Origin of the sequence: Vreelandella titanicae BH1 (assembly GCF_000336575.1) — a bacterium.
Classification (GTDB): domain Bacteria; phylum Pseudomonadota; class Gammaproteobacteria; order Pseudomonadales; family Halomonadaceae; genus Vreelandella; species Vreelandella titanicae.
In genome coordinates this window covers 241,826-255,174 of sequence record NZ_AOPO01000004.1, presented here as the reverse complement: position 1 = coordinate 255,174, position 13,349 = coordinate 241,826, and the positions used below count along the sequence as shown (strand labels likewise).

At 61.1% G+C, this 13,349-nt stretch carries 9 protein-coding genes and 1 riboswitch; of the genes, 6 read left to right on the top strand and 3 right to left on the bottom strand.

Annotated features, from left to right (window positions below):
- Window positions 1-74 precede the first annotated feature (74 nt).
- Genes HALTITAN_RS10275 through HALTITAN_RS10265 form a run of 3 tightly spaced genes read right to left on the bottom strand, consistent with a single transcriptional unit; the run spans window position 75 to window position 2,916 of the window.
- A complete protein-coding gene (locus HALTITAN_RS10275) occupies window positions 75-839 on the bottom strand; it encodes an ABC transporter ATP-binding protein (RefSeq protein WP_039859167.1) in 765 nt (254 codons plus the stop codon).
- Entirely contained in the window at window positions 839-1,903 is a 1,065-nt protein-coding gene (locus tag HALTITAN_RS10270; RefSeq protein ID WP_039859165.1) for a FecCD family ABC transporter permease, read from the bottom strand. The genes HALTITAN_RS10275 and HALTITAN_RS10270 overlap by 1 nt, the downstream gene beginning before the upstream one ends.
- A complete protein-coding gene (locus tag HALTITAN_RS10265; RefSeq protein ID WP_039859163.1) occupies window positions 1,900-2,916 on the bottom strand; it encodes an ABC transporter substrate-binding protein in 1,017 nt (338 codons plus the stop codon). The genes HALTITAN_RS10270 and HALTITAN_RS10265 overlap by 4 nt, the downstream gene beginning before the upstream one ends.
- A gap of 64 nt (window positions 2,917-2,980) precedes the next feature.
- Window positions 2,981-3,172, bottom strand: a riboswitch (cobalamin riboswitch).
- A gap of 334 nt (window positions 3,173-3,506) precedes the next feature.
- On the opposite strand from HALTITAN_RS10265, the gene HALTITAN_RS10260 reads away from it, so the two are divergent.
- The 6 genes from HALTITAN_RS10260 to HALTITAN_RS10235 are packed head-to-tail and all read left to right on the top strand — an operon-like array spanning window position 3,507 to window position 13,294.
- The gene (locus HALTITAN_RS10260) at window positions 3,507-5,264 is read left to right on the top strand and encodes an AAA family ATPase (protein WP_039859161.1); all 1,758 of its coding nucleotides are present in this window, start codon (window positions 3,507-3,509) and stop codon (window positions 5,262-5,264) included.
- Window positions 5,261-5,854: a cob(I)yrinic acid a,c-diamide adenosyltransferase gene (gene cobO / locus HALTITAN_RS10255; protein ID WP_039859160.1), complete on the top strand. Its 594-nt coding sequence runs from the start codon at window positions 5,261-5,263 to the stop codon at window positions 5,852-5,854. Before HALTITAN_RS10260 ends, cobO begins: the two co-directional genes overlap by 4 nt.
- Window positions 5,854-7,224, top strand: coding sequence for a cobyrinic acid a,c-diamide synthase CobB (locus HALTITAN_RS10250; protein WP_039859159.1), 1,371 nt, complete (start codon window positions 5,854-5,856; stop codon window positions 7,222-7,224). The genes cobO and HALTITAN_RS10250 overlap by 1 nt, the downstream gene beginning before the upstream one ends.
- Window positions 7,211-8,332: a cobalamin biosynthesis protein CobW gene (cobW, locus tag HALTITAN_RS10245; protein ID WP_009287061.1), complete on the top strand. Its 1,122-nt coding sequence runs from the start codon at window positions 7,211-7,213 to the stop codon at window positions 8,330-8,332. The genes HALTITAN_RS10250 and cobW overlap by 14 nt, the downstream gene beginning before the upstream one ends.
- Complete coding sequence (gene cobN / locus HALTITAN_RS10240; protein WP_039859158.1) at window positions 8,332-12,168, top strand: cobaltochelatase subunit CobN; 3,837 nt, start codon at window positions 8,332-8,334, stop codon at window positions 12,166-12,168. The genes cobW and cobN overlap by 1 nt, the downstream gene beginning before the upstream one ends.
- Entirely contained in the window at window positions 12,146-13,294 is a 1,149-nt protein-coding gene (locus HALTITAN_RS10235) for a cobalamin biosynthesis protein CobG (protein WP_039859157.1), read from the top strand. The genes cobN and HALTITAN_RS10235 overlap by 23 nt, the downstream gene beginning before the upstream one ends.
- Window positions 13,295-13,349: the final 55 nt, after the last annotated feature.

Sequence of the window (13,349 nt, the reverse complement as noted above, 5' to 3'; positions counted from 1 at the left end):
TGTAGCGCCGGGGGGGGGCACGAAAGTTTGCGCTGTCGGTAACCGGGCATTTTTCCTAGCAGACTAGGAGCTAGCTAAATCGCACTGTGAAAACGCATGACTTGCTTGCCATCGACAGGATCATCGATCACATGGGCATATACCCCAAAGGTCTGTTGTAGCCTGTTAGGCGTGAGTATGTCTTGGGGGAGGCCGCTATCGATCAGGCGGCCGCCATCCATGACGCCGATGCGGTCACACTCCATGGCTTGGTTAAGATCATGCAGTGAGATAACCACCGTGATCGGTAGTTGCCTGACCAATTCAAGAATCGAAAGCTGGTGGCGAATATCCAGATGATTGGTGGGTTCATCCAATAGCAGAATTTTAGGCTGTTGTGCCAGCGCTCGGGCAATATGCACTCGCTGGCGCTCACCGCCAGAGAGGGTATGCCAAAGGCGATCGGCCATGTGCACCATATCCACATCTGCCAGCACCTGCGCCACGATGGCATCATCTTCCGTTGACCAGGGACGCAACGCGGAAAGGAAAGGTGTACGACCCAGTGATACCACTTGGTGCACGGTAATGCGGTCGGTAGTGTCCGCCTGCTGTTCCACCAAGGCAACGGATTGTGCGATAGCCCGTTGCTTGAGCGTGTGCAGGGGCTGGCTATCTATCGATACCCGCCCTGCTTTGGGTTTGTTCAATCCCGCCAACAGACGCAGCAGGGAGGTTTTCCCCGAGCCGTTCGGCCCCACCAGGCCAAAGGTCTGGCCGGGCTCGACGGTAAGATTGACGTCAGCAAGCAGTGGCGTGCCGTGTACTGACCACGCAAGCTGTTCAGCCGTTAATCGCATTAAGACCTCTTGCCGCGAACCAGAATCAGCGCAAAAGCGGGCGCGCCGATCAGTGAGGTAATCACCCCGATGGGGAGTACTTGGCCGGAGATCAGCACCCGGGAAAGAATATCCGAACCGATCAAGAACACGGCGCCTGCCAGGGCGGTTGCTGGTACCAGTCGGGTATGGCGGCTCCCCACGATAAAACGCATCGCGTGAGGGATCACCAGGCCAACAAAACCAATCGCCCCCACGATAGACACCATCACGGCCGTGACCAGTGCCATGGCGATAATCAGCATTCCACGCACTGGGCGCACCGCGATGCCCATGGAGGCGGCGCTGTCGGCGCCGAAGGTAAATGCATCCAGGGAGCGCCGGTGCCACAGGCAAACCAGTAGCCCAAACAGCGCGGCAGGCACGGCCAAGGTGACATCGGCCCAGCGCACCCCGGAGAGATTGCCCATCAGCCAGAACATGATGCCTCGGGCCTGCTCGGCGCTCGCTGACTTGGTAATGATAAATGCGGTCAGCGCATTGAACAGCTGCGAGCCTGCAATACCCGCCAGAATAATCGCCCCCGCGGCCTGAACGCCGCGGCCGCCACCCACACCGCTATTGGCTGCATGGGCGAGCATCACCACGATACCAAAGGAGAGCAGGGCGCCGATAAAGGCGCCTAGGGAGAGCGAAAGCGCTCCAGCGCCCACTCCGGCGACTGCCACCGCGACTGCCCCCGTAGAAGCCCCAGCGGAAATACCCATCAAGTAGGGGTCGGCCAGGGGGTTGCGCAGCAGCGCCTGCAGTACGACCCCGGCCAGGGCCAAGCTGGTGCCGCAACAGGCGGCAACCACGGCGCGGCTGAGACGATAGTTCCAAATAATGCCCGCGTCGATTCGGTCAGCCGGGTAATCCGTTCCTATTAGCTGGTTGGCGAGCACTTTGACAATAGTATCTACGGGAATCGGCGTCTCGCCGATGGCGGTGCCCGCGATCAGTGCCGTCACAAGCACGAGCGGCGTTATCCATAGCCAGCGCAACCCGAAGTGTGCGGAGGAAGCCCTCGTTAGCGCTATGCTCATTCGTTAAACGACATATTGGATAGTGCCTCGGCAAGTGATTCAAGGCCGTAAATAGTGCGCATAGTGGCGCTCATGGCGTGGGCGTCCATCTCGACGATACGGTTATTTTTAACCGCGTTCATCTCGCGGGTGACCGGGTCACTACGTAAAAACTCACGTTTTGCTTCAATGTCATCGGCAGGAAAGCGGCGGCGATCCATACTGGCGATAACAAGCACATCGGGATCGGCTCTGGCGATGCTTTCCCAGCCCACCGTGGGCCACTCTTCGTCAGACTCGATGACATTACGAATGCCGAGTTTTTCCATCATATACCCTGGTGCACCCAGCTGCCCCGCCACGAAAGGGCTAACCCCTAGATCTGTCGATGAAAACCAGAATGCCGCTGACAAGTCTTCCGGTAAATCAAGGCTGCTCGCCAAGACGATAGCGCGCTGTTCGCGGGCGGCAAGGTCGGTTATCAGCGCCTCGCCAGCGTCTTGAACATCGTAGATCTCGGCTAACTCGGTGATCCCTTTATAGATGGAGTCAGTCGAGAAGGCGGCGGTGCGGGTGCCGTCGCCGCCGGTAGAGTTATCCTTGGTGTCGCAATCGGCGGGAATAATATAGGTATTAATACCCAGCTCATGAAACTGCTCACGGGTGGCGACACTGCCGGTGGGGCCCACGTGCCACTCATACTGCACCGCCACCAGATCAGGCCGTTTATTGACCACTGCCTCAAAGCTTGGGTCGTCGTTGGCGATCCGCTCGATCGCTTCATTGGCATCAGCAAACTGGGGAAGAACCGGATTAAACCAAACCGAGGTGCCATTCACTCGATCAGCGAGCCCCAGCGAATAGAGAATCTCCGTGGCTGACTGGCCAACCGTCACTGTCCGCTCCGGGGACGACGTCACACTAAAGTCAACGCCGCAATTGGTTAGCGTAAGAGGGTAGTCGGTGGAGGCGTAAGCCGCCTGTGCAAGGCCAACAGCGCTCGCGGCGATGGCCGTGGTCAATCTCAACATCATGTACACTCCCGTGCATGATGAGCTCCGCATTCGGGCAGAAAATACTGACCGAGCCACTTCGCTCGATGTAAGTAATATATCGGCAGTTCTCCTGACTGACGGGTCATGGCTAGCTCGCCTTCCCAGACTCTGTGTCCAGTGGCATCAAAGAGCATCGCTCGCCGCCTACAGTTGCGGGGGCAGTTCCGGTTCGCGGCAAGCCGCGGCGGATTCTCTATTAAGTTCCGGGGGGAACACCGACACTGGCCATTCTAGGTTGCAGGTGGATAGCGAACAACAGGAAGCTTAAGGATCTTATGAGTCCTCATTTGAAATGTAATGTTATAACATTATATTATGTAAGAGCATAAAAATCCAACTGTATCCCTAGCGTAAGTGATATATATCCTCACAAAGTTAATAGCTTGCAACAAATTGGCCTCGCCGCCACCCCTTCCTCTATACTGAACGCCTTTTCTGTTCCCACTTCTTTATGAATGATTTTATTAACACTTGGCTAGTTGCCATGAATCATATTCAAGTTCCATGCTCCCTAGATCAGTTGGCTAGTAGTGATCGGTTAGCGGGCTTGGCCAGCACGGGAGGTGCCGGTGAGTGAGTTCCCCTTTGCGGCGGTGGTCGGCCAGGAGTCGCTGAAAACCGCGCTGCTCCTTAACGCCATTAACCCGCGCATCGGCGGGGTGTTGATTAGTGGGCCAAGGGGCAGCGCTAAATCCACCTTAGCTCGGGCGCTGGCCGCCATTCTGCCCAGCGATAGCGAAGGAAAGCATGCCCCTTTTGTCACTCTGCCGCTGGGTGCCAGCGAAGACAGGCTGGTTGGCAGTCTGGATCTGCAAAAGGTACTGGCCAATGGCGAAGCTACCTTTCATGCCGGGCTGCTGGCTAAAGCCGACGGCGGGGTGCTCTATGTGGATGAAGTCAATCTGCTACCGGATACCCTGGTTGATTTGCTGCTGGACGTGGCCGCCAGCGGTACCAATATTGTTGAGCGCGATGGCATTAGCCACTCCCATCCGGCGCGCTTTAGCCTGATCGGCACCATGAACCCGGACGAAGGCGAGCTGCGCCCTCAGTTGCTTGACCGCTTTGGCCTCTGCCTTGAACAGGCTGGAACCATAAGCATCGACGAGCGCATTGCCATTGTGCAGCAACGGGAAGCCTTTGACCGCGACCCCACTGGCACGCTCGAACGCGTTGAGGATGCCCAGGCCGCTCTGGCCGGGCGCATTGCTAAAGCGCAGCGCTTGCTCAAAGAGATCACCACCGACACCTGGGTGTATCGAACGATTGCCAACTGCTGTGAAGCCGCGGGCGTTGAAGGTCTGCGGGCAGACGTTACCTGGCACCGCGCCGCCCAGGCCCATGCGGCCTGGCGTGGTGTGGCTAGCGTGGAGCAGCAGGATATCGACACCGTTGAACCCTGGGTGTTGGCTCATCGGCGTACCCAACCGCCTGAGCAGAGCCCGCCATCATCTCCACCTAATGGAACACCTTCGAAAGACGAGAGCAGTTCGTCGTCGGGCAATAACGCATCGACCGCTGGTTCATCCCAACAGAGCGCTGAACAGGGCCAGTGGGGCGCAATGCCTCCCATAGCCCAGGAAGCGATTATCCAACCAGCGGTGAAATTGCCCGATAGCGAAGATCTTTTTAAGCTGGCCAACCGCACCGATACCAACGCTAGCGCTGGAAAAGGTGGTGCGTTGGGCCAGGGGCGATCCCAAGTGACGACTTCCCGGCTGGATGGGTTTGCGACCGTTATCGCCAATCGCGGTCAGTGGCCTTGGCAGCAGCTAAAGATGCGCAAGACCCGCTCTGGGCAGGCGACAGCGCACCTGGTGCTGCTGGACACCTCCGGTTCCACCCTGGGTCAGCGCCTGCTGGGCCAGGCAAAGGGGCTGGTCGAATCGCTGGTTAGCCAAGCCTACGCCGCGCGGGAGCAGGTGGCGGTGCTGGGGTTTGGCAACGGTGGTGTCGTGCCGATACTCTCCCGCCGCCGAGCGCCCAAAAACGCGCGGAGCACTCTGGATAGTGCCAAAGGCGGTGGCGGTACCCCGCTGCGGGAAGTGATTATTGAAGCCAAGCGGCTGATCCGCCAGTGGCAGCGCCGCGAGCCCGGCCTGAAGGTGCGCACCTATCTGATCACCGATGGCCGCACCCGGGAAACCGTTGACGATCTCGCCCCACTGGAGGACTGTCTACTTATCGACACCGAACAGTCCAAAGTCAAACGCGGGCAGGGCGCGCGAATCGCCCAGCAGTTGGGCGCGCGTTACTGGCCGGCCTCGTTTGGCAGACCCTCTATGGCGCATACTGTTTCTGCACATCAACCTGGGAACTTCTCATGAGCGACGCAAGCCATTTAGATCGCATGCAGCGCAAAAAAGACGTGGTCGACGAGCGCATCAGCAAGGCGACGGAAGAGCGGGGCGTGCTGATTCTGCTGAAAGGCAACGGCAAGGGCAAAAGCAGCTCCGCCTTCGGCACCATGGCGCGCTCACTGGGGCACGGTCAGCAGTGCGCGGTGATCCAGTTCATCAAAGGCCGCCGCGAAACCGGCGAGTATCTGTTCTTTCGCGATCATCCCAAGCTCGACTGGCACATCATGGGCCACGGCTTTACCTGGGAAACCCAGAATCGCGAGCGGGATATCGAAGCCGCCGAGGCCGCCTGGGCCGTCGCCAAAGGGCTGCTGGAGAACCCCGCCTATCATATGATCGTACTGGACGAGATGAGCTATATGTTCAAGTACGGCTATCTCGACCCCGAACCGGTGGTGGAAGCGCTTAAGCGCCGCCCGGCGCACCAGAACGTCATCATTACTGGGCGCACCATGGCCACGCCGCTTCAGGAAATCGCGGATACTATCAGCGTCGTTCAGGACGAGCGCCACGCCTTTCGCGGCGGCGTTAAAGCCCAGGCGGGGATCGAATACTGATGACGACGCCAACCGCTCGCTGCCCCGCGCTGTTTATCGCTGCCCCGGCCTCAGGCCAGGGCAAAACCACTGTCACGGCGGGCCTGGCCCGCCTGCTGCGCAACCAGGGCAAGGTGGTGCGGGTGTTCAAGACCGGCCCGGACTACCTGGATCCGCAGATACTCGCCCAGGCCTCCGGTCAGCCGGTGGATCAACTGGATCTATGGATGGCAGGCGAAGCCTACTGCCGCCAGCGCTTTTATGACGCCGCCTGTGAAGCGGACTTGATCCTGGTGGAAGGCGCCATGGGGCTGTTCGACGGCGAGCCCTCCAGCGCTGATTTAGCGGCCTTGTTTGATATTCCCATGGTGATCGTCATGGATGTAAAAGGCATGGCCCAGACCGCCGCCGCGCTGGTATCAGGGTTGGTCGGCTTTCGCGACGACATCCATATCGCCGGGCTTATCGCCAATGCCTGCGGCTCGGCCCGCCACCGCGAGCTGATCGAAGGGGCGCTGCCAGCGACAATCCCTCTGCTGGCCGCTATGCCCCGCGACCCCGCGCTGTCACTCCCCGAACGCCACCTGGGCCTCGTGCAGGCGGCGGAGATTCGCGAGGATCTGGAAGCCCGTTTTGAAGCCGGTGCTAAAGCGCTGGAAGCGGCTGGGCTGCTTGAATCACTTGCAGCGCTTTCGCCGGTAACTTTTACCGCACCACAAGAACAGCTTGCGGCCGTTAAGCCGTTGCTCAAAGGCCATACCATTGGCGTGGCCCGGGACGCCGCTTTCAGCTTTGTCTATCAGGCCAACCTTGACCTGCTGGAGCAGATGGGCGCGACGCTGCGCTTCTTTTCGCCGCTGACGGATAGCCGCCTGCCCGAATGCGACGCCCTCTGGCTGCCGGGGGGCTACCCGGAGCTTCACGCTCAAACGCTGGCGGATAACGGCGCCATGCGTTCGGCTATTGAGGCTTTCTACCGCGCCGACAAGCCCATTCTGGCCGAGTGTGGCGGGCTGCTGTACTGCCTGGAAACCCTGACCGACTACGACGATATTACTCATACCATGCTAGGCCTGCTGCCCGGGCAGGGGGCCATGCGCGGGCGCCGCGGCTGCCAGGGGATGCAAACCGCCGAGCTGCCGGAAGGCCCGGTTCGCGGCCATGCGCACCACCGCTCCATGGCGGAAGGCACCCTCGAGCCGATTGGCCACGGCCGCCGCCAGCGGCACCCCGCGCCGGGGGAGGCGATTTACCGTCAAAAGCGCCTGACGGCGACCTATTTGCATCTGTTTTTCCCCAATAATCCTGACGCTGTGGCAAGGCTCTTTTCTGCCAGCCCGGCGTACTGCGAACCGCAACACAGCGAGGCATTTACCCATGCAATTGAATAAGATTCCTGCCACGGTCGTGACCGGTTTTCTCGGCAGCGGCAAAACCACGCTGCTGGCCAATATTCTGCGTCAGGTGACCGGCAAGCGGATCGCCGTGATCGTCAATGAGTTCGGCGAACAGGATATCGACTCCAGCCTGCTGCGTAGCTGTGCGCTGGGGTGTGAAGAGGGTAGCGAAGGCGGGCAGCTAGACGGTGAAGACGGCAGCATCTATGAACTGGCCAACGGCTGTATCTGCTGCACCGTGGAAGAAGAATTTCTGCCGGTCATGAAAAAGCTGGTCGCCCGCCGCGACGATATCGACCACATCCTGATCGAAACCAGCGGCCTGGCGCTGCCCAAGCCGCTGGTGCAAGCGTTCAACTGGCCCGACGTCCGCCAGCACTGCACCGTGGATGCGATTATTACCGTGATCGATGGCCCCGCCGTGGCCGCCGGCCGCTATGCCAGCGACGTGGAGAAGGTGGCCGCCCAGCGCCTCGCCGACGAGAGCCTGGATCACGACCCCAGCCTGCGCGAGCTGCTCGATGACCAGCTCAGCGCGGCGGATCTGGTGCTGGTCAGCAAGGCCGACCTGCTCAGCCCGGAAGAGCGCACAAAGGTGGAAGCAGTGATTCAGGCGCGGGTGAGTGCCTCGGTGAAAACGCTGTTTATCGATCAGACCCAGACCACCGACACCACCCAGCTGGAAGCGCTGATGGGTATCGGCGCAGCCAGCGAAGAGCATATTGATAGCATCACCAATCACCACGACAAGCACCACGCCGAAGGCGCTCACCACGACCACGCCCACGACAACTTTGATTCCTGCGTGATCACCCTGGGCGAAGTCGATGGCGACATCTTGGCCGACAAGCTGCAACAGCTGCTGAAAAGCCACGAAATCTACCGCGCCAAAGGCTTTGCAGCGATTCCCGGCAAGCCCATGCGCCGGGTCATCCAGGCGGTGGGCGAGCGCCTGGAAGGCTACTTCGACCGGCTGTGGAGCCAGGACGAGACGCGCCAGACCCAACTGGTGATCATCGGCAAGTCGCTGGATAGCCAGCTGTTGCAGGACGAACTTGCCGCTGCCGAAATGAACCCTGAACAGGCGCATACGGCTAGCTAATGCACTTATTTGCCGCCAAGCCCGGAGGCTTTGTCGATGATGAAGGCATCATCGACCTGCAACAGAGCCCTGCCGAGGTCGTGATACTCTCCGCCGCCGATAGCAATCTGTCGGCGCTGGCCCAGGCGGTCGACCGTCTGGGCGAGGCGTACCCCTCGGTGCGACTGGCCAACTGGATGAACCTGGTAAAACCGGCCGCCTACGATCTCTACGAAGACCGGGTGCTGGAAAAGGCTCAGTTGGTCATCGTCTCGCTGCTGGGCGGCAAGGCCTACTGGCAGTACGGTCACGAACGCCTGCTGGCCTGGGCGGCGGCGAAACCCGAGCGTCAATTGATAATGGTGCCGGGCTGCGATGCCCCGGATGACGCCCTGCTGGAAGACTCCACCATCGCTTTTGATGACGCGTATCGCGTGTGGCGCTACCTGCGAGAGGGTGGCACCGATAACGCCGAGCAGCTGCTGCGCTTTGTCGCCAATGAGTATATGGCCAGCGAGTGTATAGATAGACAGCTGGGCGACTGGCAGGAGCCCAAGGTCATCCCGCCAGCGGTGATTTATGCGTCGCAGGAGCAGCAGGCGTCCAGCCTCAGCGAGTGGCGCGATCGCCAGGTGCCAGGGCGGCCAGTGTGCCTGCTGCTGTTTTATCGCAGCCATTTGCAGGGGGCGAACACCGCCGTACCCGATGGCATGATAGCGGCGCTTAAAGACCAGGGGCTGGAGCCGTTGGCGGTGGCCGTGGCGTCCCTGAAAGAAGGGCCGTGCATTGATTTTATCAATCACCTGATTGAGCAGATCGGCGCCATGCTGGTGATCAATACCACCAGCTTTGCGGTCAATCGCAACGCCGACGGGCTGAATGCCCAGGGGGAAGAGCTACCTGACAATCTTTTTGTAGGCCGTCCCGTGGTGCTCCAGGCGATTCTTGCCAGCAGCACATCGGAAGACTGGCAGGGCATGGCCGCCGGGCTGCATAGCCGCGATGTGGCCATGCAGGTGGTGCTCCCCGAGATGGATGGGCGCATCATCACCCGGGCGGTGGGTTTTAAAGCCGAAGCCCACTACAACCCGCGCTGCCAGCTGGCGGTGACCCACCACGTGATCCACCCGGAGCGGGCCGCTTTTGTGGCCGAGCTGGCACGGCGCATTTGTTCGCTGCGGCTGATCCCCAACGGGCAGAAGCGTGTCGCGCTGATCATGGCCAACTACCCCAATCGCGATGGCCGGATCGGTAACGGGGTCGGGCTGGATACGCCTGCGTCGACGCTGCAGATTCTCGGCGCTCTGAAAGCGTCGGGTTACCCGCTCAGCGAACTGCCGGAAAATGGCGATGAATTGATCCGCCAGCTTCAGGGGGCGGTGACCAACGATCACGGCAGCCTCGACCAGCGCGCCTGCTGGCAGAGCATTAGCGTTGACGACTACCTGGCTTGGTTTCAAACCCTGCCCACCGAGCTGCAGGAAACCGTGTGGACGCGCTGGGGCGAGCCTCACGAAGACCCCAAGTGCCGCCAGGGACGCTTGATGATCGCGGGTGTTCGTTTGGGTGAGACCTTCGTGGGTATCCAGCCGGAGCGCGACTTTATCGACGATCTCACCCAGTCCTACCACGATATGGAGCTGGCGCCGCCTCACAGCTACCTGGCGTTTTATTTTTGGCTGCGTGAGCACTACCAGGTCGATGCAGTTATCCACGTGGGTAAGCACGGTAATTTGGAGTGGCTGCCGGGTAAGAGCATCGCCTTGAGCGCGGAATGCTGGCCGGATATTGCCCTGGGGCCGCTGCCGCACTTTTATCCGTTTATCGTCAACGACCCCGGCGAGGGCGCCCAGGCCAAGCGCCGCAGCCATGCGGTGATTATCGACCACCTGATGCCGCCCCTGGCGCGGGCCGAACTCTACGGCCCCATGGCCGAGCTGGAAGCACTCACCGACGAGTATTATCAAGCGCTGGATATGGATCCCCGCCGGGAAGCGCTGATACGTAGCCAGATTCTCGCCCACCTGCGTGATACCGGCATCGACCAGGAACTGGCGCACGCCAGCGACGATGCCGAGCTTCTCAACGAGCTGGATACCTTCCTGTGCGACATCAAGGAATCGCAGATCCGTCACGGCCTGCATATTCTTGGCACGCTGCCGCCTGAAGAGAAGCGGGCGGGCACCTTGGTGGCTCTGTTGCGACTACCCCGTGGCGAAGCGGTGGCCAGCCGAGGCCTGCTGCACAATCTGGCCAGCGATTTAGGATTGGATTTTGATCCGTTAGCCGCGGGCAATGAGCCCTGGCAGGGGCCCGAGCCGGCCATTTTAACCCAGCAGCTCGATACCCCCTGGCGCACCGGGGCTGATGCCCGTGAACGCCTGGAACTGCTGGCCGAGCGCTGGGTGGCCGACTACGTCTTGGCCAACGGCAGCCTGGATGACCTGGCCCAGGATTACCCCGATACGGCAGCGCAGCTGCGCTACGCCCGGGACCAGCTATGGGTCACCATGCAGCGCGGGGTGAAGATGGAGATTCAGTCGCTGCTCGACGGCCTTGAGGGCATCTTCGTGCCCGCCGGGCCCAGCGGCGCCCCCAGCCGGGGGCGGCTGGATACGCTGCCCACCGGGCGCAACTTTTTCAGCGTCGATAACCGCTCGATTCCATCGCCCGCCGCCTGGACGCTGGGCGAAAAATCCGCCCAGGCGTTTGTCGAACGCTATCTACAGGATCACGGCGACTACCCACGCCGGTTGGGGCTCTCCATCTGGGGCACCGCCACCATGCGCACCGGTGGCGATGACATCGCCCAGGCCTTCGCGCTAATGGGCGTGCGGCCCATCTGGTCGCTGGGTTCCCAGCGGGTGAGCGACTTTGAAGTCATTCCTTCGATGTTGCTCAATCGCCCACGGGTAGACGTCACGCTGCGGGTGTCGGGATTTTTCCGCGACGCCTTCCCCAACGTGATTCGCCTGTTTGATGCCGCGGTGCAGGCGGTGGCGAGCTATGCAGAGCCGGGCAACAGCAACACCATCCGCGAGGCGGTGCTTTCCCGCCAGCAGGAACTGGAAGACCAGGGACTGATCCCGGAGATGGCCGCCCAGGAGGCGAGCTACCGCATCTTTGGCAACAAGCCCGGTGAATACGGCGCGGGCCTTAACCGGCTGATTGAAAACCGCGCCTGGGACAGCGCCGACGATCTGGCCGAGGCCTACATGGATGCAGGCGCCTACGCCTACGGTCAGTTCAAGGCCTCCGGCACTGCCGCCCGTAATGCGTTCGAGCAGCAGCTCCAGGGGCTGGATGCGGTGATGCAAAACCAGGACAATCGCGAGCACGATATTCTCGATTCCAACAGCTACTACGCCTTCCAGGGCGGCATGGCCAACGCCACCCGCTCGCTAAGCGGCAAGGCGCCGGAAATTTACCACGCCGACCACGCCAACCCCGCGGTGCCCAAGATCCGCACCCTGAAAGAAGAACTGGCGAAGGTGATTCGCTCGCGCGTGTTGAACCCCAAGTGGATCAACGCCATGCGCGAGCACGGCTACAAAGGCGCCTTTGAGATGGCCGTCACGGTGGACTACCTGTTTGCCTACGACGCCACCACCGATCTGATTGCCGACTACCAGTACGCCCAGGTGAGTGACGCTCTGGTGCTCGATAAAGCCAATCAGCAGTTCCTCCGCGAGCACAACCCGGCCGCCTTGGAAGAGATGGCTGAACGATTACTCGAAGCCGCCCAGCGGGGCATGTGGCAAGCCCCCGGCGAGCACGGCCAGGCGCTTCAGGATCTGCTGCTGGAAATGGACGAAGCCAAAGAGACCCATGGTCATGTCGCCCAGCCCGCGCATTAAAGGCTGGTGCCCCGGCGCGTGGCGACCCATGGCCACCGGCGATGGTTGGCTTGTACGCGTGCGTCCGCCGCTGGGCCAGCTTTCGCGGGAACAGGTAGTGGCACTGTGCGACGCCGCCGAGACCTTCGGCAGCGGTTTGATCGAGCTGACCAGCCGGGCCAACCTGCAGCTGCGCGGGGTGACCGACGCAAGCTGGCCACCGCTGATGGCGTTTCTGGTCGAACATCAGTTGGTGAGCGACGACCCGGAAGCAGAACGTCAGCCGCAGCTGATGCTGGCGCCCGCCTGGCAAAAGGGCGATGACACCCCTACCATTGCCCGCCTGTTGCAGACGCGGGGCAGTGAATTAGCCGCCATGCCCGGCAAGGTGGGCATCGCCATCGATGCGGGAAAAGCGCCGGTACTTGGCGACAGCGCCGCTGATTTTCGCATCGAGCGCTCAATGGAAGGCGGCCTGCTGGTGCGTGCCGAGGGTTACGCGCTAGGTATGGCGGTGAGCGATGCTGCGGCCGTCGTCGAGCAGCTGATACGCCTGACCCACTGGTTTGTAGATACCGGCGGCTGGGATGCCGGGCGTATGCGTCGGCATACCGCACCGCTGCCCGATTGGGCGCCCGCTGATACCGCCCCCGCATCCCCAGGCGAGAAGCTGGCGCTGGGCGAACATCGCGAGGGCATGGTGGTTGGCCTGCCTTTTGGCCGGGTGGCCGCTAACACGCTACGTAATGCTGTCTCGCAAACAGTCAGCAGCGTGCAGGTCACCCCCTGGCGGCGTCTGTTGTTGCAGGATTGCGATACACTACCCGCGGTGGATGGCTTGATCCGCCATAATAGCGACCCGCGGCTAGCGATGGATGCCTGCCCCGGCGCGCCCTTTTGCGAACAGGCGAGTGTCGCCACCCAGCCGCTTGCCGAGCAGCTAAGCGGCTGGATGGAGGGAACCGTGCATATATCCGGCTGCGCTAAAGGCTGCGCCCGCCAACGACCGGCAGCGCTGTGTCTTACCGGCCGCGATGGTCGCTTTGACGTGATAATCAATGGCCGCGCCGATAGCACGCCGGTTAAGTCAGGCCTCACAGAGAGTGAGGCGTTGGATGTTATTAGAAAGCTCAGCGAAAGCCATTAGGTTTATCGAGATTAAAAAAATAGTGGCTTATATGCTGGATAGCTGAGTGCCAGGG